This window comes from Brevundimonas sp. SL161 (genome assembly GCF_049896985.1).
Classification (GTDB): domain Bacteria; phylum Pseudomonadota; class Alphaproteobacteria; order Caulobacterales; family Caulobacteraceae; genus Brevundimonas.
On the sequence record NZ_JAFCVJ010000016.1, the window covers coordinates 36,294 to 58,335 of the forward strand.

At 68.7% G+C, this 22,042-nt stretch carries 28 protein-coding genes; 9 read left to right on the plus strand and 19 right to left on the minus strand.

Features of this window, described 5'->3' with window-relative positions; translation table 11 throughout:
- Positions 1 to 5: 5 nt before the first annotated feature.
- Both rarD and ACP7AU_RS11990 read right to left on the minus strand, forming a co-directional pair.
- Positions 6 to 926, minus strand: a complete 921-nt coding sequence (gene rarD / locus ACP7AU_RS11985; protein WP_426038624.1) for an EamA family transporter RarD — start codon at positions 924 to 926, stop codon at positions 6 to 8.
- Between the two features lie 4 nt (positions 927 to 930).
- Positions 931 to 1,977, minus strand: coding sequence for an aspartate-semialdehyde dehydrogenase (locus ACP7AU_RS11990; protein ID WP_426038625.1), 1,047 nt, complete (start codon positions 1,975 to 1,977; stop codon positions 931 to 933).
- 168 nt (positions 1,978 to 2,145) lie between these two features.
- Here ACP7AU_RS11990 and zapE point away from each other — a divergent pair, with 168 nt between their 5' ends.
- The 3 genes from zapE to ACP7AU_RS12005 all read left to right on the plus strand — a co-directional run bounded on the left by zapE (position 2,146) and on the right by ACP7AU_RS12005 (position 4,824).
- On the plus strand, positions 2,146 to 3,270 hold the full coding sequence (gene zapE / locus ACP7AU_RS11995) for a cell division protein ZapE (protein WP_426051533.1): 1,125 nt from the start codon (positions 2,146 to 2,148) through the stop codon (positions 3,268 to 3,270).
- 65 nt (positions 3,271 to 3,335) lie between these two features.
- Positions 3,336 to 3,875 (plus strand): YbjN domain-containing protein, encoded by a 540-nt coding sequence (locus ACP7AU_RS12000; protein WP_426051534.1) that lies wholly within the window; start codon positions 3,336 to 3,338, stop codon positions 3,873 to 3,875.
- Positions 3,876 to 4,056: 181 nt separating this feature from the next.
- Positions 4,057 to 4,824 (plus strand): sulfite exporter TauE/SafE family protein, encoded by a 768-nt coding sequence (locus tag ACP7AU_RS12005; protein WP_426051535.1) that lies wholly within the window; start codon positions 4,057 to 4,059, stop codon positions 4,822 to 4,824.
- A 7-nt stretch (positions 4,825 to 4,831) separates the two neighbouring features.
- On the opposite strand, the gene ACP7AU_RS12010 is transcribed toward ACP7AU_RS12005, so the two are convergent.
- From ACP7AU_RS12010 to ACP7AU_RS12030, 5 genes are all read right to left on the minus strand, one after another.
- Complete coding sequence (locus tag ACP7AU_RS12010; protein WP_426038629.1) at positions 4,832 to 4,951, minus strand: glutathione S-transferase N-terminal domain-containing protein; 120 nt, start codon at positions 4,949 to 4,951, stop codon at positions 4,832 to 4,834.
- The gene (gene ispG, locus ACP7AU_RS12015; protein ID WP_426051536.1) at positions 4,948 to 6,084 is read right to left on the minus strand and encodes a flavodoxin-dependent (E)-4-hydroxy-3-methylbut-2-enyl-diphosphate synthase; all 1,137 of its coding nucleotides are present in this window, start codon (positions 6,082 to 6,084) and stop codon (positions 4,948 to 4,950) included. The genes ACP7AU_RS12010 and ispG overlap by 4 nt, the downstream gene beginning before the upstream one ends.
- Positions 6,085 to 6,282: 198 nt before the next feature.
- A complete protein-coding gene (locus ACP7AU_RS12020; RefSeq protein ID WP_426051537.1) occupies positions 6,283 to 7,326 on the minus strand; it encodes a helix-turn-helix domain-containing protein in 1,044 nt (347 codons plus the stop codon).
- Between the two features lie 254 nt (positions 7,327 to 7,580).
- Positions 7,581 to 9,833: a phosphoenolpyruvate--protein phosphotransferase gene (gene ptsP, locus ACP7AU_RS12025; RefSeq protein WP_426051538.1), complete on the minus strand. Its 2,253-nt coding sequence runs from the start codon at positions 9,831 to 9,833 to the stop codon at positions 7,581 to 7,583.
- 67 nt (positions 9,834 to 9,900) lie between these two features.
- The gene (locus ACP7AU_RS12030; RefSeq protein WP_426038633.1) at positions 9,901 to 11,175 is read right to left on the minus strand and encodes an aspartate kinase; all 1,275 of its coding nucleotides are present in this window, start codon (positions 11,173 to 11,175) and stop codon (positions 9,901 to 9,903) included.
- 84 nt (positions 11,176 to 11,259) lie between these two features.
- On the opposite strand from ACP7AU_RS12030, the gene ubiG reads away from it, so the two are divergent.
- Both ubiG and ACP7AU_RS12040 read left to right on the plus strand, forming a co-directional pair.
- Positions 11,260 to 12,036, plus strand: a complete 777-nt coding sequence (gene ubiG, locus ACP7AU_RS12035; protein WP_426038724.1) for a bifunctional 2-polyprenyl-6-hydroxyphenol methylase/3-demethylubiquinol 3-O-methyltransferase UbiG — start codon at positions 11,260 to 11,262, stop codon at positions 12,034 to 12,036.
- 99 nt (positions 12,037 to 12,135) lie between these two features.
- Positions 12,136 to 12,342: a hypothetical protein gene (locus ACP7AU_RS12040; protein ID WP_426038634.1), complete on the plus strand. Its 207-nt coding sequence runs from the start codon at positions 12,136 to 12,138 to the stop codon at positions 12,340 to 12,342.
- Here the strand turns inward: ACP7AU_RS12040 and ACP7AU_RS12045 are convergent.
- The 7 genes from ACP7AU_RS12045 to ACP7AU_RS12075 all read right to left on the minus strand — a co-directional run bounded on the left by ACP7AU_RS12045 (position 12,339) and on the right by ACP7AU_RS12075 (position 16,717).
- Positions 12,339 to 12,875, minus strand: coding sequence for a GNAT family N-acetyltransferase (locus ACP7AU_RS12045; protein WP_426051539.1), 537 nt, complete (start codon positions 12,873 to 12,875; stop codon positions 12,339 to 12,341). The genes ACP7AU_RS12040 and ACP7AU_RS12045 overlap by 4 nt on opposite strands.
- Complete coding sequence (locus ACP7AU_RS12050; RefSeq protein ID WP_426051540.1) at positions 12,830 to 13,297, minus strand: DUF6265 family protein; 468 nt, start codon at positions 13,295 to 13,297, stop codon at positions 12,830 to 12,832. The genes ACP7AU_RS12045 and ACP7AU_RS12050 overlap by 46 nt, the downstream gene beginning before the upstream one ends.
- Positions 13,298 to 13,339: 42 nt before the next feature.
- Complete coding sequence (locus tag ACP7AU_RS12055; RefSeq protein WP_426051541.1) at positions 13,340 to 14,161, minus strand: AraC family transcriptional regulator; 822 nt, start codon at positions 14,159 to 14,161, stop codon at positions 13,340 to 13,342.
- A 155-nt stretch (positions 14,162 to 14,316) separates the two neighbouring features.
- Positions 14,317 to 14,751 carry a DUF1178 family protein gene (locus ACP7AU_RS12060; RefSeq protein ID WP_426038638.1) on the minus strand — a complete coding sequence of 145 codons (435 nt, stop codon included), beginning with the start codon at positions 14,749 to 14,751 and terminating at the stop codon, positions 14,317 to 14,319.
- Entirely contained in the window at positions 14,748 to 15,584 is an 837-nt protein-coding gene (locus ACP7AU_RS12065; protein WP_426051542.1) for a carbon-nitrogen hydrolase family protein, read from the minus strand. The genes ACP7AU_RS12060 and ACP7AU_RS12065 overlap by 4 nt, the downstream gene beginning before the upstream one ends.
- Positions 15,584 to 15,841, minus strand: a complete 258-nt coding sequence (grxC, locus tag ACP7AU_RS12070) for a glutaredoxin 3 (RefSeq protein WP_426038640.1) — start codon at positions 15,839 to 15,841, stop codon at positions 15,584 to 15,586. Before grxC ends, ACP7AU_RS12065 begins: the two co-directional genes overlap by 1 nt.
- A 69-nt stretch (positions 15,842 to 15,910) precedes the next feature.
- Positions 15,911 to 16,717, minus strand: coding sequence for a ComF family protein (locus tag ACP7AU_RS12075; protein WP_426051543.1), 807 nt, complete (start codon positions 16,715 to 16,717; stop codon positions 15,911 to 15,913).
- Between ACP7AU_RS12075 and ACP7AU_RS12080 the strand changes: the two genes are divergently transcribed.
- Positions 16,716 to 17,600, plus strand: a complete 885-nt coding sequence (locus tag ACP7AU_RS12080) for a methyltransferase domain-containing protein (protein WP_426051544.1) — start codon at positions 16,716 to 16,718, stop codon at positions 17,598 to 17,600. The genes ACP7AU_RS12075 and ACP7AU_RS12080 overlap by 2 nt on opposite strands.
- Here the strand turns inward: ACP7AU_RS12080 and ACP7AU_RS12085 are convergent.
- Together ACP7AU_RS12085 and ACP7AU_RS12090 are read right to left on the minus strand one after the other, a co-directional pair.
- Positions 17,597 to 18,049 carry an OmpA family protein gene (locus ACP7AU_RS12085; protein WP_426038643.1) on the minus strand — a complete coding sequence of 151 codons (453 nt, stop codon included), beginning with the start codon at positions 18,047 to 18,049 and terminating at the stop codon, positions 17,597 to 17,599. The genes ACP7AU_RS12080 and ACP7AU_RS12085 overlap by 4 nt on opposite strands.
- Positions 18,050 to 18,131: 82 nt before the next feature.
- Entirely contained in the window at positions 18,132 to 18,479 is a 348-nt protein-coding gene (locus ACP7AU_RS12090) for a YMGG-like glycine zipper-containing protein (RefSeq protein ID WP_426038644.1), read from the minus strand.
- A gap of 160 nt (positions 18,480 to 18,639) precedes the next feature.
- On the opposite strand from ACP7AU_RS12090, the gene ACP7AU_RS12095 reads away from it, so the two are divergent.
- The 3 genes from ACP7AU_RS12095 to ACP7AU_RS12105 are packed head-to-tail and all read left to right on the plus strand — an operon-like array spanning position 18,640 to position 20,888.
- Positions 18,640 to 18,996, plus strand: coding sequence for a hypothetical protein (locus ACP7AU_RS12095; RefSeq protein WP_426051545.1), 357 nt, complete (start codon positions 18,640 to 18,642; stop codon positions 18,994 to 18,996).
- 45 nt (positions 18,997 to 19,041) lie between these two features.
- Entirely contained in the window at positions 19,042 to 20,034 is a 993-nt protein-coding gene (locus ACP7AU_RS12100) for a diacylglycerol/lipid kinase family protein (RefSeq protein WP_426051546.1), read from the plus strand.
- Positions 20,031 to 20,888 carry a metallophosphoesterase family protein gene (locus ACP7AU_RS12105; RefSeq protein WP_426051547.1) on the plus strand — a complete coding sequence of 286 codons (858 nt, stop codon included), beginning with the start codon at positions 20,031 to 20,033 and terminating at the stop codon, positions 20,886 to 20,888. Before ACP7AU_RS12100 ends, ACP7AU_RS12105 begins: the two co-directional genes overlap by 4 nt.
- A 107-nt stretch (positions 20,889 to 20,995) precedes the next feature.
- On the opposite strand, the gene ACP7AU_RS12110 is transcribed toward ACP7AU_RS12105, so the two are convergent.
- The 3 genes from ACP7AU_RS12110 to ACP7AU_RS12120 form a co-directional block, all read right to left on the minus strand.
- On the minus strand, positions 20,996 to 21,172 hold the full coding sequence (locus ACP7AU_RS12110; protein WP_309628863.1) for a DUF1328 domain-containing protein: 177 nt from the start codon (positions 21,170 to 21,172) through the stop codon (positions 20,996 to 20,998).
- Positions 21,173 to 21,264: 92 nt separating this feature from the next.
- A complete protein-coding gene (locus ACP7AU_RS12115) occupies positions 21,265 to 21,663 on the minus strand; it encodes a hypothetical protein (RefSeq protein ID WP_426051548.1) in 399 nt (132 codons plus the stop codon).
- The gene (locus ACP7AU_RS12120) at positions 21,663 to 22,040 is read right to left on the minus strand and encodes a glycine zipper domain-containing protein (RefSeq protein ID WP_426051549.1); all 378 of its coding nucleotides are present in this window, start codon (positions 22,038 to 22,040) and stop codon (positions 21,663 to 21,665) included. Before ACP7AU_RS12120 ends, ACP7AU_RS12115 begins: the two co-directional genes overlap by 1 nt.
- Between the last annotated feature and the right edge of the window lie 2 nt (positions 22,041 to 22,042).

A 22,042-nucleotide genomic window follows, 5' to 3' on the forward strand; every position in this document is an offset into this window, starting at 1 on the left:
GGAGGCTAGACCGGTTGCGCGGTCTCCGCCATCGCCCGCCTGGCCGCCCGCGCCCGCCACAGGGCCGCCGCCGCGAACACCCCGGCGCCCAGCCAGATGAAGGCGAAGGATACGGCCCGGAGCGGCGTGAACAGTTCGCCGGTCGCCAGCCCGATGCCGAACTGCATCGTCGGCGCCAGGAACTGGATGAAGCCCATGGTCGACAGGGGCATCCGCCGCGCCGCCCAGGCGAACAGCACGAGGGGGAACACGGTCGCCGGCCCGTTCAGCAGGGCCCAGCCGAAGCCCTCCCATGTCGCGAACCCATGGCCCAGTCCCTGCGTCTGCAGCCAGATCACGAACATCAGACCGAACGGGAGCAGCAACAGGCATTCGATGAACAGCCCCGTCTGGGCGTCCACCGGGATGCGTTTCTTGATCACCCCATAGGCGCCGAAGCTCAGAGCAAGCGCGATGGAGATCCAAGGCGGCCGCCCCAGCGCCAGCGCCTGGAACAGCACGCCCACGGCTGCCAGACCGATGGCGACCCAGCCCCATTTGTCGATCTTTTCGCGGAACAGCCACAGCCCCACGATCATGTTGAGCAGGGGGTTGATGTAGTAGCCCAGGCTGGCTTCCAGCGTCGCATGGTGGGTCGTGGCCCAGACGTAGATACCCCAGTTCACCGCGATCAGCACGGTCGCCAGCGCCAGCCAGGCGAGCGTCTTCGGCTGGCCCAGCACGGCCCGCACCTGTTTCGACTGCCCGGCCAGCAGCACCAGGGCGCCGGCGAACAGCACAGACCAGAGGGCGCGGTGCGACAGGATTTCCGGCGCGGAGAAGCCCAGCGCGGCCTGGCCCATGAACAGCAGGGGCATGAACCCCCACATGACATAGCAACCCACCGCCGACAGGAAGGCGGCGCGTGTCGGAGTCGGCGGCGCCATGGCCCTAGACGGTCAGGCTGCGGTATCCGCTCTTCGGCTTGATCGTGCCCGTCTCGTCCAGAAGCTGGGCGATCTGGACCGCGTTCAGGGCCGCGCCCTTGCGCAGGTTGTCGGACACCACCCAGAAGACCAGGCCGTTCTCGACCGTGTGATCCTTGCGGATGCGCGAGACATAGACGGCGTGCTCGCCGGCCGCATCGACGGGCGTGATATAGCCGTCGTGCTCCTGCTTATCGATCACCTGCACGCCCGGCGCCTCGCGCAGGATGGCGCGCGCCTCGTCGGGGCTGATCGGCTTTTCGAACTCGACCGTCACGGCCTCGGAGTGGCCGACGAAGACCGGCACGCGGACGCAGGTGACCGTCAGCTTGATGTTCGGGTCCAGCATCTTGTGGGTCTCGTCCGACATCTTCTGCTCTTCGTCGGTGTAGCCGTCCTCGTTGAACGAGCCGATGTAGGGGATGACGTTGAAGGCGATCTGCTTGGGGAATTTCTTCGGCTTGGCGTCGCCCAGGCCATAGATGGCCTTGGTCTGGTTCCACAGCTCGTCCATGCCTTCCTTGCCGGCGCCCGACACGGATTGATAGGTCGAGACGACGACCCGCTTCGCCTTCGCCGCGTCGTGCAGCGGCTTCAGCGCCACCACCAGCTGGGCGGTCGAGCAGTTGGGGTTAGCGATGATGTTCTTCCTGCCCGCCAGCTTGATCGCGTCCGGGTTCACCTCGGGCACGATCAGGGGCACGTCCGGGTCCTTGCGGAAGGCCGAGGAGTTGTCGATCACCATCGGGCCCAGCTTGCCGATCTTCTCGGACCAGGCGCGCGACACGTCCCCGCCTGCCGACATCAGGACGATGTCGACCCTGGAAAAGTCGAAGCTCTCGATGTCCTGGCATTTGATGGTCTTGTCGCCCCAGGCGACATCCATCCCCTTGGATTTTCGCGAGGCGACCGCGTGCATCTCGTCGACGGGGAACTCCAGTTCCTCGAGGATGGTCAGCATTTCGCGCCCGACATTGCCGGTGGCGCCGACGATAGCGACAACATATCCCATAAGCGTAGTCCTTCGGACGCGCTAACGCTCGCCACGCGGTGGCTCGCTGCTTGAGCGCGAAAGTTGGGGAGTCCGAGATAAGCAAATCTCGGGGTTCCGCATTTAGGCGTTCGCGCCTGCGAAGCAACCGCTTTTCAGCCGGAGGCGGGCCGGTTAAGGCCCAGTTCCATGCCGTCACACATTGCCCGCGCTTATGCCGATCGTCTCAAGTCCGGCCAGTGGACCGCCGATGCGGCGCAGAAGAAGGCCGTCGACGCCCTGACACGCCTGGAGAAGGGCCTTGGCAGGCGAGGCCTGTTCGGCGGTGTCTCCGAGGTACGGGGCGTCTACCTGTGGGGCCCGCCCGGGCGCGGCAAATCCATCCTGATGGACCTGTTCTGCGCCAACGCGCCGGAGACGCGAAAGACCCGCGCCCATTTTCACGCCTTCATGGCCCGGGTCCACGACCTGATCCGCCAGTGGCGCGAGGGTGACAAAAAGACCCGTCAGGACGTCTTCGGAACCCACAAGGGCGACGACCCCATCGAGCCGGTCGCCGCCCTGATCGCCTCGGAAGCGCGGCTGCTGTGCTTCGACGAGCTCCAGGTCACCGACATCGCCGACGCCATGATCCTGGGCCGGCTGTTCGACGCCCTGTTCGAGAGGAAGGTCGTGGTCTGCATCACCTCCAACCGCGCCCCGGACGCCCTTTACAAGGATGGCATCAACCGCCCCCTGTTCGTCCCCTTCATTGAACGGATCAAGGAGCGCTGCCAGGTCGTCGAGCTCTCGGGCGCGCGGGACTGGCGGCTCGACCGGATCAAGGCCTCCCGCGTCTGGTATGACCTTGGAAAGCAGCAGGGGGGCGAGGCCGGCGCCCGCCGCGAGGGTTTCGAACAGCTGTGGATCGACCTGAAGGGCGACACGCCCGAATGCCCGGCGCATCTGGCCGTTCTGGGCCGCGACGTGGTCATCGCGCGCACCGCCGGCGGCCTAGCCCGCGCCACCTTCGCCGAACTGTGCGAACAGCCCCTGGGGCCGCAGGACTATCTGGCTATCGCCGGGCGGTTCCACACCCTCTTCCTCGACGGCGTGCCTCTGTTGACGCCCGACAATCGACAGGCCGCCCGCCGCTTCGTCACCCTGATCGACGCCCTGTATGAGGCCAAGACACGCCTGGTCGCCATGGCGGCCGGCGCCCCCGAAAGCCTCTATCCGACCGGCGACGGCGCCTTCGAGTTCGAACGCACGGTGTCCCGTCTGAACGAGATGTCGTCGCAGTCCTGGCTGGAACAGGCCGAGCACACGGACTGAACCCCTTGCCGGCCTTCCGTTCGCCGCAAAGCCCTCTAGGCTCGCCCTCTCAACGGAACATGCCCATGAAATCCCTCACCGCCGCCGCCGCCGCCCTCCTCGCCGTCACCGCCGCCCCGGCCCTCGCCCAGGACGCGCCCGCTGCGCCCGCGACCCAGTCAGCCCCGGCCCGCTGGAATGGCCTGACGGTGGCGGAGATCACCGGCCGGCTGACCGCCGCCGGCCTGACCGTCGCCCCGCCCCAGACGAACGCCGACCGGGTCTATCTGCGCGTCGATGACGGCCCGATGCGCTGGGTCATGACCCTGTTTTCCTGCACCGACGGCTCCTGCCCGGACGTGCAGTTCACGGCCGTCTTCTCCGGAGCCGACGCCACGCCGGACATCGTCTCGCGCTGGAACGGCGACCGCCGCTTCGTGAAGGCCTTCTACGCCGCGCCAGAAACCGAAGGCGCCGACCCCCAGGCCGTGGCCCAGTACGACGTCCTCCTGAGCGCGGGCGCGGGCCCGCAGCAGCTCGACGATCCCATCCAGGTCTGGCGCAGCCTCGCCAGCGACCTCGGCCGCACGGTGGCGGCGCCGAAGGCGGGGGCGGTGGCGAACTGAGCCCTCGTTTCTTGCGGGGCCGCCGCCAGGTGCTGGCGGCGCGGCGGAGAGTCGCCGCTGACAAGTCCGTTTGAGGGTGTGTAGCGAGGCAACCCGATCGGGTAAAATCGGTTAAGGCGGGACCGGTGACGCTTCCCGGGACGCACGATCGATACCCTACAGGGGCCGAATGGACACGTTCTTGCTGTTTCTGCTGGTCGGCCTGGTCGCCCAGGCGGTCGATGGCGCCCTGGGCATGGCCTATGGAGTGATATCGTCGTCGGTGCTTCTGGCCTTGGGCGTGCCGCCCGCTACGGCCTCGGCCAGCGTGCACGGGGCTGAGGTCTTCACCACCGCCGCCTCGGCCGGCAGCCATATCTGGCATCGCAACGTCGATTGGCGGCTGCTGACGCCGCTTGCGGTCGCCGGGGTGATCGGCGGCTGTCTGGGCGCCTATGTGCTGGCCGGCATTGACGGCAGGGTCATCAAGCCGTTCGTGGTCGCCTATCTGGCGCTGATGGGGGTCTACATCCTGTGGCGCGCCGGGCATGACATCCCCCTGCGCCGAATACGCTCATGGGTGACTGCCCCGCTGGGGCTGATCGGCGGCTTTCTGGACGCCATCGGCGGTGGAGGCTGGGGCCCGACGGTGTCCTCGACCCTCGTGGGGGCCGGTCAGGAGCCGCGCCGCGCCATCGGCACGGTCAACACCGCCGAATTCTTTCTGACAGTGGCCATCTCGGCGACCTTCGTCTGGGCCCTGGTGACCGGACACTGGAAGGACGCGGACGCCCTGACCAACCATGCCTCAGCCGTGGCCGGACTGGTGGTCGGCGGGCTGGCGGCGGCGCCCTTCGCCGGCCTCATCGCCAAACGGGTGCCGCGGCGGGTTCTCGCCTATGGAGTCGGGATCGTGCTGTTGCTGCTGGCCGGCGTCCAGGGATTGCAGCTGGCGGGCGTGCTGGCCTGAGGCCGGATCAGGCGTAGCGATCGACCGCGATCTCCGCGATCCGGTCGGCCAGCCCCTTCTGGCGGGCCACGATGCGGCATTTGCGGGCGAAGGGCGAGGGGGCGGCGATGTAGAGCTTCGTCGTCACTCGGCGGCTTCGAGGGCGGCGTTGCGGGCGGCGTCCAGTTCGGCCGCGCGGGCCTCCACCAGCTCTACGATGTGTTCGATCATCCCGCCATTGGCCAGTTTGTGGGCCATCTTGCCGTTCAGGTAGACCATGCCCGAGCCGGCGCCGCCGCCGGTGAAGCCCACGTCGGTGTAGAGCGCCTCGCCGGGGCCGTTGACGACGCAGCCGATGATCGACAGCGACATGGGCGTGGTCACATGGGCCAGCTTCTCTTCCAGGAGGCCGACCGTCTCGACGACGTTGAAGCCCTGACGCGCGCACGACGGGCAGGCGATGATGTTGACGCCCCGGTGGCGCAGGCCGAGCGACTTCAGGATGTCGAACCCGACCTTGATCTCCTCGACCGGGTCCGCGGCAAGACTGACCCGGATGGTGTCGCCGATCCCGGCCCACAGCATATTGCCCATGCCGATGGCCGATTTGATCGTGCCGGAACGCAGCGGGCCGGCTTCGGTGACGCCGAGGTGCAGCGGGCAGTCGATGGCCTCGGCCAGCTGCTGGTAGGCGGCGACGGTCAGGAAGGGATCGGAGGCCTTCACCGAGATCTTGAACTCGTGGAAGTCGTGATCCTGCAGGATGCGGGCGTGGTTCAGGGCCGATTCGACCATGGCCTCGGGGCAGGGCTCGCCGTATTTCTCCAGCAATTCCTTCTCCAGCGAGCCGGCATTGACGCCGATGCGCATGGAGCAGCCGTGGTCCTTGGCCGCCTGGATGACGTCGCGGACGCGGCTGGCATTGCCGATATTGCCCGGATTGATGCGCAGACAGGCAGCGCCGGCCTCGGCCGCCTCGATGCCGCGTTTGTAGTGGAAATGAATGTCGGCCACGAGCGGGACCTTCGCCTCACGGGCGATGGTGCGGAAGGCGGCCGTCGAGGCCTCGTCGGGGCAGGAGACGCGGACGATGTCGGCCCCGGCCTCTTCCAGCTCGCGGATCTGACCGATGGTCGCATTGGCGTCCGAGGTCAGGGTGTTGGTCATCGACTGGACGCTGATCGGGGCATCGCCGCCGACCGCGACATTGCCCACCATGATCTGGCGAGACTTCCGGCGCTCGATGTGGCGCCAGGGACGGATGTGGGAATGGTCGCTCATGACAGGATCAATATAGGCGCGGAGCGGAGACAAGGCCATGACGGCTTGCTGTCTCCTCCCTGCGCCGCAGGCGTGGGGAGGTGGCTCGAAGCGTAGCGGAGAGACGGAGGGGTTCTGCGTGCGGCAAGAACCCCTCCGTCAGCTCGCGAAGGGCTCGCTGCCACCTCCCCATCGCTGCGTGACAGGGAGGAGGCGAGATCAGCGCGCCAAGGTCTGCTGCCCGGTCGAGACGGCCTGAACCATGGACGCCTGCTGGGTCGAGGCCGCCGCGCGGGCTGCTGCGGCCTGGGCGGCGAGGGCCTGGGCCTGGACCTGGGCCGCGGTCTGGCGGGCGAGGGTGGCGGCGCGGGTGTTCAACTGGCTGAGCGGCGTCAGTGCGGCGGGCAGGGCCCCGCCATGCTCTCCGTTCAGATAGACGTCGAAGGCGGCGGGATCGGAAACGTCGATGGTCCCGGACAGGCCGATCGGAGCGCGCCAGGCCTCTCCGGCTGCGAGCTGGCGAGCGAACAGGACGCTGCCGTCAGACAGTTTGACGATCAGGGCGCCGGTCTTGCGGGCCTGGAGCACGACCTGGGATGCGGTGGCCGAGGCGCCGTAGACAGCGCCGCGCGGGTTGAAGGCGGCCTGGACGGGCGGGGCGTTCGCCACCGCAGCCGCCGCGACGGCGGCGGTGTCGGACGGATCGACGCCGGTCAACTGCGCCTCCAGGCCGGGCGTGATGTAGAGGACAGGCGTAGTCTGGTCGGCCGGAGCCGGTTGGGGCGCGCCGACGCGCAGGCCGCTCTGGCCCGGAACGTCTCCGAGGCTCCAGCTTTCGGGAACCTCGGCGATGTCGGAGGGCTGGGGCGCGCGGATTAGGCTGACGCGCTGGAACACGTTCCAGCCGATGACTGCCACGACCACGATCAGGATGCCGCCGACGATGCGCGGCGAATAGCGACGCACCTCCTCGAAGGCGACGCCGGTCGGCGCCTGCAGCGGCACCGAGGCGTCCGGCGTCTCGCGTTTGTAGCGTTCGACCGCCAGTTGTTCGTCGAGGCCCAGGGCGCCGGCATAGGCGCGCACATAGCCGATGGCGAATACGCGCGACGGCAGGCCGGAGATATTGTTTTCCTCGAGCGCGTTCAGATAGCGCTGGTGCACCCGGGTGTCGGCGGAGAGTTCGGCCATGGACTTGCCGGAGAGTTCGCGGGCCTTGCGCAGGCCGTCGCCCAGAGTCGCCGCGTCTGTGATGGAGGGCACAGGGTCCTTCCAGTCCGGATAAGCCCGAAATTCATCGGGGACATTCCCCGTATCCAGCGCCATGACGCGTCGCCCCACACTCGGCCCGACCGGGAATTCCAGCCGCGCCGTACTCGACCAGGACCCGCTTACCACGTTGGTATGACGGATCCCGCCTCCCCCCGGAGGCCCACTCATATCGTCCTGTGGATAACCCATTTCAGCCGCCGGTTCAACGCCTTGTTAAGCTTGAATCCGTCCCCGGACGGGACGGATCACGAACCGACGTTCAACTTCCGGGCCAGGCTTTCGATTTCGCTGCGGATCGATCCGGCCGATGATCCGAGCAGGTTGTTCATGCCGCGTTTCGCCGCCGTCAGATCGGTCGTCAGGATCATCCGTTTGACCGGTCCGATGCCGCCCGCCGGCGCCGACAGCCGGGTGAAGCCGAGGCAGATCAGGGCGAAGGCCTCCAGCGGCCGGCCGGCCAGCTCGCCGCAGACCGAAACGGGCGTTCCGGTCTCGGTGCAGGCCTTCTGGATCGATTGCAGGGCGCGCAGGGCCGGCGGTGACAGGGCGTCGTAGCGATCCGAGACCAGGGGATTGGTCCGGTCGGCGGCGTACATGTACTGGAACAGATCGTTGGAGCCGACCGAGACGAAATCGGTCATCGGCAGCAGGGCGTCCAGGTGCCAGAGCAGGCTTGGGCATTCGATCATCGCCCCGACGCGCAGGGTCGCGGGCAGGGGCCGACCGCGACGCCGGGCCCATTCGCATTCCACATCGACCAGTTCCCGGGCGGCGCGGAATTCGTCCACCGTGGCGATCATCGGGAACATGACGCGCAGCTCCCGCCCGGCCCCCGCGGCCAGAAGCGCGCGCAACTGAAGACGAAGCAGGGAGGGGCGGTCGAGACCCAGGCGGATGGCGCGCCGTCCCAGGGCGGGATTCTCCTCCCGCTCGGTGGTCTCCATATAGGGCAGGACCTTGTCGCCGCCGATGTCGAGGGTGCGGAAGGTGACGGGCCGGTCACCGGCCGCGTCGAGCACCAGTTTGTACAGGGCCGTCTGGGAGTTCAGGCGCGGCAGTTCCTCCGACACCATGAACTGGAACTCGGTGCGGAAAAGGCCGATGCCCTCGGCGCCGGTCTCATCCAGGTTCTCCAGGTCGACAGCAAGGCCAGCGTTGGTCAACAGGGTGATACGGGTTCCATCGACGGTCACGGCCGGGACGTCGCGCAGCTTGGCGAACTCGGCCTGCCGCTGTTCGCGCACGGCCATGCGCGACTGGATCGATTCCAACATGTCGGGACGGGGTCGCAGATACGCTTCGCCGGTCTCTCCGTCGACGATGACGAGGTCGCCCTCGCTCAGCCGGTCGCGCACGCCCTGCAGACGGCCGACACAGGGAATCTGGAGGGCGCGGGCGACGATGGCGGCGTGGCTGGCCGCCGAGCCTTCCTCGATCAGCAGGCCCTTCAGCTTGTGCCGCGGATACTCCAGCAGGTCGGCCGGACCGAGGTTGCGCGCCACGAGGATGGCGTCGTCGGGCAGGACGCGCTGCCCCGGCTTCTCGCCGCCCAGCACCCGCAGCAGCCGGTTGGCCAGGTCCTCGAAGTCGTGCAGCCGTTCCTTGATATAGGGATCGCGGGCCTGGGCGAAGCGGGCGCGGTGTTCGTTGCGCACCCGGTCGACCGCCGCCTCGGCGGTCAATCCGCCCCGGACCGCCTCCTCCAGAGACCGGTTCCAGCCCCGGTCGTCGGCGAACATGCGGTAGGTTTCCAGCACCTCGAACGACTGGCCTGACAGCTTGCCCTGTCCGCCGTCGAGCAGGGCGTCGATGGAGGTCTTGAGGACCGTGAGCCCCTCGCGCAGGCGGATTTCCTCGACCTGCTGGTTCTCGGCCAGAAGCCGTTCCGGCGGCAGGGGCGCCTCGTGCAGGACCACGCGGCCGAAGGCCAGACCTTCGGCGAACCGTTGGCCCTTGATGCGTTCGGGCCGGTGGGGCGCGACCTCGATGTCACGCAGCTCCTCCTGGGCCAGCAGTTCGCCCGAAGCGACGGTCTCGGCCAGGACCATGGCGATGGTCTGGATGTCCTCGACCTCGTCGGGATCGTAGCGGCGCTCGGCCCGGTTCTGGACGACCAGGACGCCGATGGCCCGACCTCCACGCAGCAGCGGGGCGCCGAGGAAGGCATGATAGGGATCCTCGCCCGTCTCCGGCCGGTAGGAGAAGCTGGGGTGGCTCGGCGCGTCCGACAGGCTGATCGGCTGGGCCAGGCGCGCCACCTCGCCGACCAGACCCTCGCCGGGCTTCAGGCGGGTGGCGTGGACGGCGTCGCGGTTCAGGCCGTGGGTGGCGAACAGCTCAAGCTCGCCCGAGGCCCGGCGCAGATAGATGGAGCAGACCTCGGCCACCATCGACTGGGCGATGGTGGTGACCACGACGTCCAGACGACCCTGGGCGGGGCCGCCATCGGCCATCGCCTCGCGGATCTGGCGCAGGAGGACGCGAGGTCCCCTGGTCATCGCTCCGCCCGCTATGGCCATCCGGTCTCCCTGTCCGCCCCCGGGATGGGGACGGGTTCAGCCGATACTATACCGCTTCCAGCCCATAGGCCGAATGCAGGGCGCGAACGGCCAGCTCGGCATAGGCGGCGTCGATCAGGACGCTGATCTTGATTTCCGAGGTCGAGATGGCCTGGAACTTCACGCCCTTGTCCGCCAGGGCCTTGAACATGGTCTGGGCGACACCCGCGTGACTGCGCATGCCGACGCCGACGACCGAGACCTTGGCCACGTCCTCGTCGACGCGGATTTCCTCGAAGCCGATGTCCTTCTGGGCCGCGCGCATCAGTTCGGCGGCGCGCGCGGCGTCTCGCCGGCCGGTGGTGAAGGTCAGGTTGACCGCCCCCTCGGTGCGGGCCTGGGACTGGACGATCATGTCCACGTTGACGCTGGCCTCGGCCAGGCGGGTGAAGACATCGGCGGGGGCGTCGACCCGGTCGGACAGGCCCAGCAGGGTGATACGGGCCTCGTCGCGGCTCATGGTCACGCCGGACACGATGCGTTTTTCCACGATTTCCTCCTCGTCGCAGATCAGGGTGCCGGACTTGGCGGGCAACACGCCGTTTTCGTCGGGTTCGATGAAGCTGGACAGCACGCGCACCGGGACCTGCATGCCCATGGCCAGTTCGACCGATCGGGTCTGGAGCACCTTGGCCCCGAGCGACGCCATTTCCAGCATCTCCTCGTAGGAGACCTTTTCCAGCCGGCGGGCCCGGCTCTCGATGCGCGGGTCGGTCGTATAGACCCCGTCCACGTCCGTATAGATGTCGCAGCCGCAACCCAGAGCGGCGGCCACGGCCACGGCCGAGGTGTCCGATCCGCCCCGGCCCAGGGTGGTGATCCGGCCGGTCGGCGAGACGCCCTGGAAGCCCGGGATGACCGCGATCTCCCCGGCGTCCAGCGCGGCGCCCAGTGTCTCGCCCGGCACGTCGACGATGCGAGCGCGGGCGTGATCCTCGTCGGTGAGGATCGGAATCTGCCAGCCCATCCAGCTGCGCGCGTTCAGGCCCATGTTGCGCAGGGTGATGGCCAGAAGACCTGAGGTCACCTGTTCGCCCGAGGCGACGACGACGTCGTACTCATCGTCCGACAGCGGCAGGCCGGCGGCGGCGCTTCCCGCGCCGTCCGTCCAGGCCACCAGTTCATTGGTCTTGCCCGCCATTGCCGAGACGACGACGGCCACCGAATGGCCGGCCTTGACCTCGGCGGCGATGATCCGGGCGGCGCGACGAATGCGCTCGAGGTCGCCCATCGACGTGCCGCCGAACTTCATCACCAGTCGTGTGTTGGTCGGCCGCGTCATCGTGGCGTTCGTCCCCGTCTTGCCAGAAAGCCGCAAAAGGGGTTCACCCTTGCCGCCATGGCCGCTTCTACCGACCCGTCGACGATGCGCAAACCCCAAACGGGGCAGGGTTTTGCCGATATAGCCGAAGGCGCCAGCATCGATCCCGCCGACGTGGCCCGGTTCTCGGCCCAGGCGGCGGAATGGTGGGACGCGAGCGGCCCGTTCGCCCCCCTGCACCGGTTCAACCCGGCGCGGCTGGCCTTCATCCGCGACCGGGTGGCCGAACGGTTCGGGCGCGACCCCAGGACGCGCGCGCCGTTCGAGGGCCTGAGCCTGATCGACATCGGCTGCGGCGGCGGCCTGATCGCCGAGCCGATGAGGCGAATGGGGTTTGCCGTCACCGCCGTCGACGCCTCATCCGAGAACATCGGCACGGCCCGGGCCCATGCGGCCGAACAGGGTCTCGACATCGCCTATCGCGCCGCGACGGTGGAGCAGGTCGAAGCGGAAGGCGCGGGACCGTTTGACGTCGTTCTGGTGCTGGAAATCATCGAGCATGTGGCCGACCCGGAGGCCTTCATCCGGGCCTGTGCGCGGTTGATCGCGCCCGGCGGGATCCTGGTCGTCGCCACCCTGAACCGGACGCTGAAGTCGCTGGCGCTTGGCAAGATCGCGGCCGAATACATCCTGCGCTGGGTGCCTGCGGGCACGCACGACTGGCGTCAATTCCTCAAGCCGGACGAGATCCGGTCGATGCTGTCGACCGAGCCGGTAGCGGTGACAGGCCCCTTCGGCCTGAACTATTCGCCGCTCAGCGACCGCTGGAGCGAGAGCGCCGGGGCCGACGTCAACTACATGATGCTGGCCACACGGGACTGACCGCAAAGCTTACGGAGATTTCATCCAGCTGTCAGACTTGTAACGGGATTTTGGCCGCGCGCGGTGGCAACGAGGAGCCATCGCAATGGAGCCTCCGCAATGAAACGCCTGCTGATTCTCGCCACCGTCTCCGCCGCCCTGATGGCCTCGGGCTGCATCACCGTGATCGACGCCGACGGCGACGACTCCTGGCACGGCAACAATGCCCAGCCGTTCGACGCCGCCCGCGAGGAGTGCGACGACCGCACCGAAAGCCGCGACGCCTTCGTCGTCTGCATGGCCGAAAAGGGCTGGACCCGCAGCTAGAGCGCTCTCGTCATATAGCGGGCGTCTGAGCCGTAGCTGGCCAGTTTGGCCGCCATCTCCGGCGTCTCGCGCAGCTCGAAGCCATGACCGCGCCAGAAGTCGACGGCGTCATTGACGGCGACCAGGGCGATCGTCGTCCGGCCGCTCGCCCTGGCCAGATCGACCACAGCGGCCACCGCCGGCCTCGACCAGCCCTGCCCCCGCATCGCGGGCGTCAGGACGAGGTCGTGCAGATAGAGGATCGAGGCGTCCGCTGGAATCGCCTCGATCAGGGTGTTGAGCGTCGGCGCTGCGTCCCTCGTCCACGGATAGGCGACCAGATAGCCCTCCAGCCCGCCCGGCGTCTGGAGCACGAAACAGCCCGCCGGGTTGAGGGCGAGCCGGTTCTCGAAACAGTCCCGGCCCTCGAAATGGTTGGGAAAACCGATGACGGCGATCCCGGCGACGCGATCGAGATCCGCAGCCGTCATCGACCGCCAGCCGGTGGTCAGCCCGGGCAGCGCGCGTTCAGGTCCGCCTTGCGATATTCCCATGCCATCGCCTGTTGCCGGTCGCCCATATCTCCCTCGATGCGGGCCTTCAGGACATCTCCGTCGCGTTCGTAGATGACGCGCTGGGGAAAGTCGTGGGCGGCGTTCTCGAACACCACGCGCGTCCCGCCAGCCTCCACGACGGGGAAGACTACGGCGCGCGCGCCCTCGACCCCGGCGAAATAGGCGACGCCGGGCGCTCCGGCCGTGGTCGGAGCGATGCGCGACAGTTCGAAACTGGCCCGGCCGTTCTGCAGGGTCACCGCGTGTCCCGCCATCAGCCCGCCGCGCGGATCGGTCCAGGTTTCCGAGACCTCGCGGCCGCCGTCGCACGACAGCCAGTAGCCGCTCATCCACGACAACTGGTCGGCGGTGATGGGCGCGGCCTGGGTCAGGCCGGCGACGAACAGGGCGGTCAGGATCATGGTTTGTCCTCCAAGGCCGCGTCAGACGGCGATGAGGTAAGGCTAGGCTAGGTGCGGCGGGCCAGGCTTGTAGGTTTGCGACGCGATGGCGCGGGCCAGTTCGACCTGTTCGCGCGCCCATTCGGTCGCCGTGCAGCCGAGGAAACGGCGGAAGTCGCGTGCCATCTGCGGCTGGTCGAAATAGCCGGCGCCCAGCCCCGCCTCCAGCCAGCCTCCCGCCTCGGGCGTCGGTTCCAGCGCATGGTCGAACACCCGCCGGAACCGCAGCACGGAGCGCAGCATCCGGGGCGAGACGCCGACCCGGTCGAGAAAGCGGCGCTGCATCGCGCGCTGGCCGGCGGGGGCGCGCACTGCGGCGGGCGCATCGTCCATCATCGCCTCGACCTCGGCGCGGACGACCGGATCGACGGTCCAGCCCTGTTGGAGTCGCAGCGCCTCCAGCCGGTCGGTCATGGCCTTCGCCTGCGCCTCCGGATCGCCGGCAGGCGGGGCGACGCCCACAAGCCGCGCGACCATGTCCAGCCGCTGGTCTGTGGCGGTGCTCAACGAAGCGTCCAGCCAATCCCTCGCGCCGTCGGGATGGAAACGGACAGCGACGAGCTCCACCGGCCCGACCGGACGGATGGCGATGGGTCGGGTCATCTGGCCGGCGAACAGGGCCCTGGGCTGGAGGCTCCAGACGCCGTTCGGCCCCTGCTCTTCATACGGCGCGCCGATGTCGAGGATCAGTTCGGGACAGCCGTCCGGGGCGATCCGCTGGACGGTGTCCGACGGCTCGGGACTGGCGTAGGTCCAGACCACCTTGACCCAGGGGGCAAGGGACGGCGGCGGCGGAAACTCGGCGTAACGGTCTTCAGTGCTCAAGCGGCGATCCCCCAACCCCTCCTACCGTGCACCCCGGCGAAGGCCGGGGTCTAGATGGAATGACGCGTTTCAGGGGGCCCAGGTCCGTCGTCCAACCTGCCCGTGTCCGTGATCTGGATCCCGGCCCTGGCCGGGATGCACGGAGGGAAGGGACCTCAGTTCGTCTTGGCCGGATCCACCGGGACTGGCGGCAGGGCGGCGCAGGGGACGCCGTCCTCCTTCAGCGCCCTGACCTCGGCGGGCGTGGCTTCGCCGTAGATCTCGCGCTTCTCGGCGGCGCCCTCGTGGATGGCGCGGGCTTCGCGGGCGAACGAATCCCCGACATAGTCAAAATTCTGCTCGACATGGCTGCGCACCTCGCGGGCGGCCTGCATCATCATCGTCTGGACCCGGGCCGCCAGATCGGGATCGGCACCGCGAGTCTTCGTGCCCGCGAGGGCCGGCGCCATGATCTGTTTCGATACGGCGTGGGAGCCGCAGAAGGGGCATTCGACGAGGCCGCGCGCCGCCTGATCGTCATAGGCGTCGGACGACCCGAACCAGGCTTCGAACGGGTGGGCGTGATCGCAGACGAGGGCGTAACGGATCATGGCGCCGTGAACTCCCGGTCGTGACGCAGGGCGGGCACGGAAGACCGGGCCTTCTCGACGGCCGAGAAGTCCAGCTTCGCGTACAGCACGCCCGGCTCGTCGTGATCCAGCTTGGCGATCACCTCGCCCCAGGGACCGACGACGGTCGAGCGGCCCCAGGTCCTCCGGCCGTCCTCGTGCGTCCCGCCCTGGGCGGGAGCCAGGACGAAGGCGCCGGTCTCGATGGCGCGGGCGCGCAGCAGGGTCTCCCAGTGGGCCTCGCCCGTCGGGACGGTGAAGGCGGCCGGAACCGAGATCATGCCGGCGCCGGCCTTGGCCAGCTGGCGGAACAGGTGTGGGAAGCGGATGTCGTAGCAGACCGTCAGGCCCAGACGGCCCCAGGGCGTGTCGGCCACGACCGCGCCGTCGCCGGGCCGGATCGTCGAGCTCTCGCGGTGAGTCTCGCCATTCGGCAGGTCGACGTCGAACACGTGCAGCTTGTCATAGCGGGCGACGATGCCGCCGTGGGCGTCGATCAGCAGGGAACGGTTGGCGGCCCGGTCGTCTCCGGCCTGCTCCGACTTGACGATGGCTGAGCCCATCAGGATCCAGACGTCCAGCTCCGCCGCCAGATGGCGCAGGCCCAGGACGACGGCGTCCTGCCGTTCGCTGACGATGGAGAGACCGCGGCGGTCCTTGCGCTGTTCCAGCAGGTTCGACCCCTCGGGCGTCAGAATGAATTTCGCCCCGTGCGCCGCCGCCTGCCGGATCAGAGGCTCTACATGGGCCAGCGCCGCAGCCTGCGTCCCCGGGGTGCGGGTCTGGATCAGGGCGATGGGCAGGCCCGAAGACATCAGGCGGCCAGAAGCTCGTCGAGCTGGCCGCGCCGGTCCAGGGCGTGCATGTCGTCGGAGCCGCCGATGTGTTTTCCGTCGATGAAGATCTGCGGGAAGGTGGCCTTGCCGCCCGATTTCTGGATCATCTCGGCCTTCTTCTCCGGGTCGTTGGAGGCCACGATCTCGATGAAGTCGACGCCTTTGCGCGCCAGCAGGCCCATGGCGGCCATGCAGTAGGGGCAACCGGGTTTAGTGTAGAGGACGACGTCGGCCAAGGCGGCAACTCCGAAAAATCAGTGTGATCGACCGTGCACGGTGCAAGGCGTACGGATCGAACTGTTCCCCTATCTAGGCAGTTCCCGCGCCGTTCGCACCCTCGCGATGACGGCCAGGTCCAAGGCGCGGGCGCCGGCCTCGAGAAGCGCGCGGGTGCAGGCCTCGGCCGTCGCTCCGGTGGTCAGGACGTCGTCGACCAGCAGGATGCGCCGCCCGCGTACCTGTCGCGCAGCAGCTTCGGACACGGCGAAGGCCGATTTCACATTCAGCTTGCGGCCGCGCAGGCTGCGTCCGCCCTGGGTTTCGGTGGCGCGGGCGCGGATCAGGGCCTCGGGCAGATAGTCGCGGTTCGCCGCCCGGGCGATCGGCCGCGCGATCTCGGCGGCCTGGTTGAAGCGCCGGGCCAGCAGGCGCGAGCGATGCAGCGGCACGGGCACGACGGCGTCGCAGTCCTCGACCAGGGGCGCGGCGGCCCGGCCCAGCCAGCGGGCGAACAGAGATGCGAACTGCTGCTGGTCGCCGTGCTTGAACTTCAGGATCAGGCCGCGCGAGGCGTTGTCGTAGACGCAGGCGGCGCGGGCGCGGGCGAAGGCGTAGGGCCGGGCCAGACAGGCGGCGCAGCGGTCGGAGGCGAAGTCGCCGCCGTCGTATTCGAACGCCGCCCCGCAGCCGTCGCAGACGGGGTCTTCAAGAAAGATCACCCGGCTCCAGGCGCCGGCGGTCAGGCCGGCGGCGGCCGTCGCTTCGCGGCTGTCATGGGCCATGGGCGGCAGGATCAGGTCGGCCAGACCCCGGCCGAAAGACGTCAGGCTTCGACCGATCCGCGACCGGCCGTCTTCCCAACGCTCGCTCCAGCCCCCATCCTGAACAGCCATGACCGAAACCGGCCCTCCCCTGATCTTCGACGCCGCGCGGCGGGCGGCCCGGCTGGCGCGGTCGGAGCGCCGTTTCGCTGACGCCGACTTCCTGCACCACCGCGCCGCCGAGAACGCCGTTCTGAGTCTCGAAGCGACCTTGCGGGAGTTTCCGGTCGCCGTCGACCTGTCTGCGCATCCGGGACCGTTCGCTCAGGCTCTGGCCGGGAGCGATGCCGCTGGCCGGGTCGGACCGCCGCGCGCGGTCGGGGATCGGACGGATCGCGCCGGACCGGGCGCCAGGACCCTGGACATCGAGCCGGGGTCGGCTGATCTGATCGTGTCTTTGATGACCTTGCACTGGGCCAACGACCTGCCCGGCGCGCTGAGCCAGATCCGGCGGACGCTGAAGCCGGACGGGCTGTTTCTGGGGACGCTGCTGGGCGCGGGGACGCTGAAGGAACTGCGCGGCGTGCTCACCGAGGCGGAGCTGGCCGAACGCGGCGGGGCCCAGGCGCGGGTCTCTCCCTTTGCCGACGGCTTCGACGGGGCGGGCCTGCTGCAGCGGGCCGGGTTCGCCCTGCCGGTGGCGGACGTGGATCGGTTGACGGTTCGCTATCCGGACCTGTTCGCCCTGATCCGCGACCTGCGCGCCATGGGCGAGACCAATGTGCTGGCGGGCGCGGTCCGGCCCCTGACCCGGCCGATCATCGCGCGGGCGGCCGCCCTCTATTCAAAGCGATATGGCGAGGCCGATGGTCGCATTCCGGTCACGTTCGAGATCGTCAACCTGGCGGGCTGGGCGCCGCATGAGAGCCAGCCGAAACCGCTGCCGCGCGGATCGGCCAGGGTCCGGCTCGCCGACGCGCTGGGCGTCGTCGAGCACGGACGGCACGATCCCTAGCGGGGCGCGGCCTCAACCAGGACTTCGGTGCGGCGGCGCAGGGGTTCGGCCACGCCTGAGGGCGTGGTGGCGCCCTGATCACCTGCAGCGGTGAGTTCAAAAGCGGGCGTCGGCCATCCGGCGGCGGTCAGGGCCTCGGCCACTGCGAGGGCGCGTTGCTCGGACAGGGCCTGATTGGCGTCGGCGCTGCCCGTAGACGACGCCAGGCCCAGCACCTGGACGGTCTTGATCTCGCAGCCCTGAAGTTGGGTCGCGGTCAGGCCGATCGCCGTCCGCGCGGCCGGCGTCAGGCTCGCCTGGTCCTCGGCGAAATAGATGTCGAACCGCTTGGCGGCGCAGGCCGAGGGCTCGGTTACCAGCTCGTCACGACTGGGCGTCCGCAGGCTTGAACACCCCGCCAGCGCCATAGCCGCCAAACTGGCCGCCAGAATCGTCGATTTCATCGTCATGTCGCCGCCTCCCTGAATTCTCTCACGGAAAGGGCGGCCCGCCGTCGACGAGCCGCCCTGAAAAACCTTGCGGTTCAGTATCCTAGTAGCGACGCTGACCGTTTTCCCAATAGCACTCGTCCTGGCGGTTATCGTAGCAATAGTAGTAACTGCCGCGGTTATCGCGGTAGCGCTGCTGGGCGTTGCGGTCGGCTTGCGAGCCGCGGACAGCGCCGACGGCGCCGCCGGCGAGGCCGCCGATGAGAGCGCCGGTCGCGGCGTTACCCGAACCAACGTTGTTGCCGATGATGGCGCCGGCGACTGCGCCGAGGCCGGCGCCGATGGCGCCCTGGCGGACGGTCTGGTTGCTGCTGCTGTTGCCGTACGGGTCGCTGGCGCAGGCCGTGGCCAGCAGACCTGCGGCCCCGATCGCGAGAATTGCCTTGTTCATAGGATGGTCCTTCATTCCTGATGTTTCGCCCCGGGAGCGAGAACGCTGGATTATGGCAGAGGTTCCGCGCCTATGCTCCCGGTTAACGATGACATATGACTGCAGTGCGGGCGCGCGAGGGGCGTGGTCCGCATCACGGCAGTCCGAGGGGGTTTTTATGATGCGTTTTCCTGAACCGGTCCGTATGGCGGACGACGACCACGCCAGCCCTGTGTGGGCCCGCTCGAAACGGCGAGGCGGTGGCGGAGGCGGGTTCGTGGGCCTGATAGTCACCGTGCTGGCGCTGTTCGGCGTTCTGACTGCGGTGCTGGGCGTCAAGGAGCAGTCGCTGGCCGAGGGCGGGGTCATGATGGACGGCTGGATCACCGCCGGCGTCGATCAGGGCAGAAAACTGATCGGCCAGGCCCCCGAGGCCGCCGAGGTCGCCGTCGACAAGGCGGGCGCGGCCGCAGAGAAGACCGGCGACGCTCTGGAAGCCGGCGCGGCGACCACGGCCGATAAACTCCAGAAGCAATAGTGAAGCTTCGCCGGAACGACCGGCGAAACGACGCGTTCGGGGCGAATGACCGAAACGACACTGCCTGACGTCGAAATCTCTACGCCCGACGACGCGGCCCAGGACTCCGGTTTCGGGCCGCGCAGTCTGACTGCTCATGTGGCGATCACCCGGGTGGTGGTGCTGGTCAATCCGCTGTCCGGTTCGGTGGGCCCGCGCGCGGCGGCCGAGGTCGAGGCGATCCTGGCCGACTATCCGTGCGAGGCGGAGGTCGTCGAGCTGGTCGGCGAGACCATGGACGCCCAGATCAACACGGCCATTGCGTCCTCGCCGGACGTGCTGTTCGTCCTGGCCGGCGACGGTACGGCGCGAGCGGTCGCGTCAAGGGCCGGGCCGAAGGGCCCGCTGGTCGCCCCGCTGCCGGGCGGGACGATGAACATGCTGCCCAAGGCGCTTTACGGCACGACCGACTGGAAGGTCGCCCTGCGCCGCGCGCTCGAGCATGGCGAACCGCAGTGCGTATCGGGCGGCTCGGTCGAGGGCCAGGCCTTCTATTGCGCCGGCATCTTCGGCTCGCCCGCCCTGTGGGCTCCGGCCCGGGAGGCGATGCGCACCGGAAAGCTGAGCCTGGCCTGGACCTATGGCCGACGCGCCCTGCGCCGCGCCTTCTCGGGCAAGATCCGGGTTGAACTGGATGGCGGCAGGGCGCGGCGCAGCGAGGCCCTGGTTCTGATCAGCCCGATGATCTCCCAGGCCATGGACGCGCCCGTGGGACTGGAGGCGGCGGCCATGAATCCGGCCGATGCGGCCCAGGCCTTCCGCCTGGCCGCCACCGCCCTGTTCAGCGACTGGCGTCAGGATCCCTCGGTCATGACCCAGCCCGCCAGGCGCATCCACATCCGGGCCAGGTCGCGGATCCCGGCGGTGCTCGATGGCGAGCCGACCCTCCTGCCGCACGATACGACGGTGACCTTCATCCCCAAGGCCTTCCAGGCCCTGGTCCCCGAGCCGCTTCCGCCCGAGTCCTCCGGGTCCGGGACGGCCGGGGACGCCGCATGAGCATGGGGCGGGTTCTCCAGTTTTCGGACGTCCATTTCGGGGTCGAGCACAAGCACGCCTGCGCCGCCGCGCTCGACTATGCCCATGCCGCGCCCAGCGATCTGATCCTGATCACCGGTGACATCACCCAGAAGGGCTATCCGGACGAGTTCGCGGCCGCCGGCGCCTGGATCAAGGCCATGCCGACGCCGCGCTTCGTCATCGTGGGCAATCACGACGTGCCCTACTGGGACGTCGCGGCGCGGCTGTTCTGGCCGTGGAAGGCGTTCGAGACGGCGACCGGCTATCCAGCGCATGATGGAGAGTTCGTTTCCGACGCCGTCATGGTGCGGGGCGTGACGACGGCGCGCGGCTGGCAGGCGCGGGCCAACTGGTCCAAGGGCGTCATCGATCTGGACCAGACCCGACGCGCGGCCGAGGCCCTGCGTGCGGCGCCGGTCGGGGCGCTGAGGATCCTGGCCTGCCACCATCCGCTGATCGAGATGATCGGCGCGCCGATGACCGGCGAGGTCAGGCGCGGCGAGGCGGCGGCGACAATCTTCGCCGAGGCGGGGGTCGACCTGATCACCACGGGCCATGTGCATGTGCCGTTCGCCCTGCCCATCGACCTGTCGGACCGCTGTTCCTACGCCATCGGCTGCGGGACCCTGTCGCACCGGGAGCGCGGCACCCCGCCCGGCTTCAACGAAATCCTCTGGGACAAACACCAGATCACCGTCAACGCCATCGCCTGGACCGGCGACCGGTTCGAATGCAGCAAGTCCTGGAAGCTGCCGCGCCGCCAGGACACCCGCCACGCCGAGACCGCGCCCGATCCGGCCGTACCGGGGGTGAAGGAGGCGGCGGCGGTTTGAAAGGGCGCGGATCGGGATGTCGCCCTATCCGGCCGCGAGCGCTGCCCAAAGAAAGAGCCGCGACCAGAAGGCCGCGGCTCTTGCTCTGTCGTGCTGGCCTCAGCCGGCTATATGCGCGTCCCGCGTCCCCGAAGTCCGCCCGCGACCAGCGAGATGACGAACAGGATAATGGCGATGACGGCGACGAACTTGGCGATTTCGAACGAGAAGTTGGCAATCCCGCCGAAGCCGAGAACGGCAGCGACGAGGGCGACAACGAGAAAAATAATGGCCCAGCGAATCATGGACGGCCCTCCTTGAAAGGGGTTGATGACAGGCGCCGCCCAACCTCGACGCCGCCTGTCTGATCAACGTGCCCAAGGCGTAGCCGTTCCGCCTATCGCCGGTACCGCGTGTGCGATTTCTCGGTGAAGGCCGCAGCGACCATGGTCGCCAGGGCCGGGTTGCGCAGGAAGATCCAGCCCCCGGCAAGCGCCGCGACCGTGCCGAGGATCGGACGCGTGCGGAACAGGGCATAGGCCCGGCCGCCGAGACCCTCGGGCTCTTCTTTCTCGTCCTCGTCATCCATCACGCCGGCGGGGTTGAGGAAGACGACGGCCACGATAATCGCGATCAGGGCGAAGACCCCGGCCGTGATGGCGGCGGCGCCCAGGGCGGGCAGGACCAGGGCGAGCGCGTAATACAGGGTCGCGCCCAGGGCGACGATCGCCACGAAGGCGCTAGCGGCGACCACGAAGGCCGCCGTCAGTTTCTTGATCAGCCCCTTGCCGATCATTAGCGGCGACGACCCGCCAGCAGCAGGCCGAGCACGACGCCGACACCCAGGGCAATGGCGGTCGACTGGACCGGACGCTCCTGGACCCGCTCGGTGATGTAGCGCTGGGCTTCATCGAAACGCTCGGAGGCGTCGTCGTAATATTCGCGGCCGCGCACGCGGGCCTGGTCGTAATAGCCGCGGGCCTGGTCGCGCATTTCGTCGGCGCGCTCACGGATGCGGGCGTCGGCCTCGGCGGCCTTTTCGCGCAGGAGCGCCTCGGTCTCGGCCGCCCTGGCCTTCAGCCGCGCGGTTTCTTCGCGGGCGCCGACCTTCAGGTCCTCCTTGAGGGTGTTCAGGTCGTTCTTGATGTCTTCTCTAGCCTTCGTGGTCGCCATGG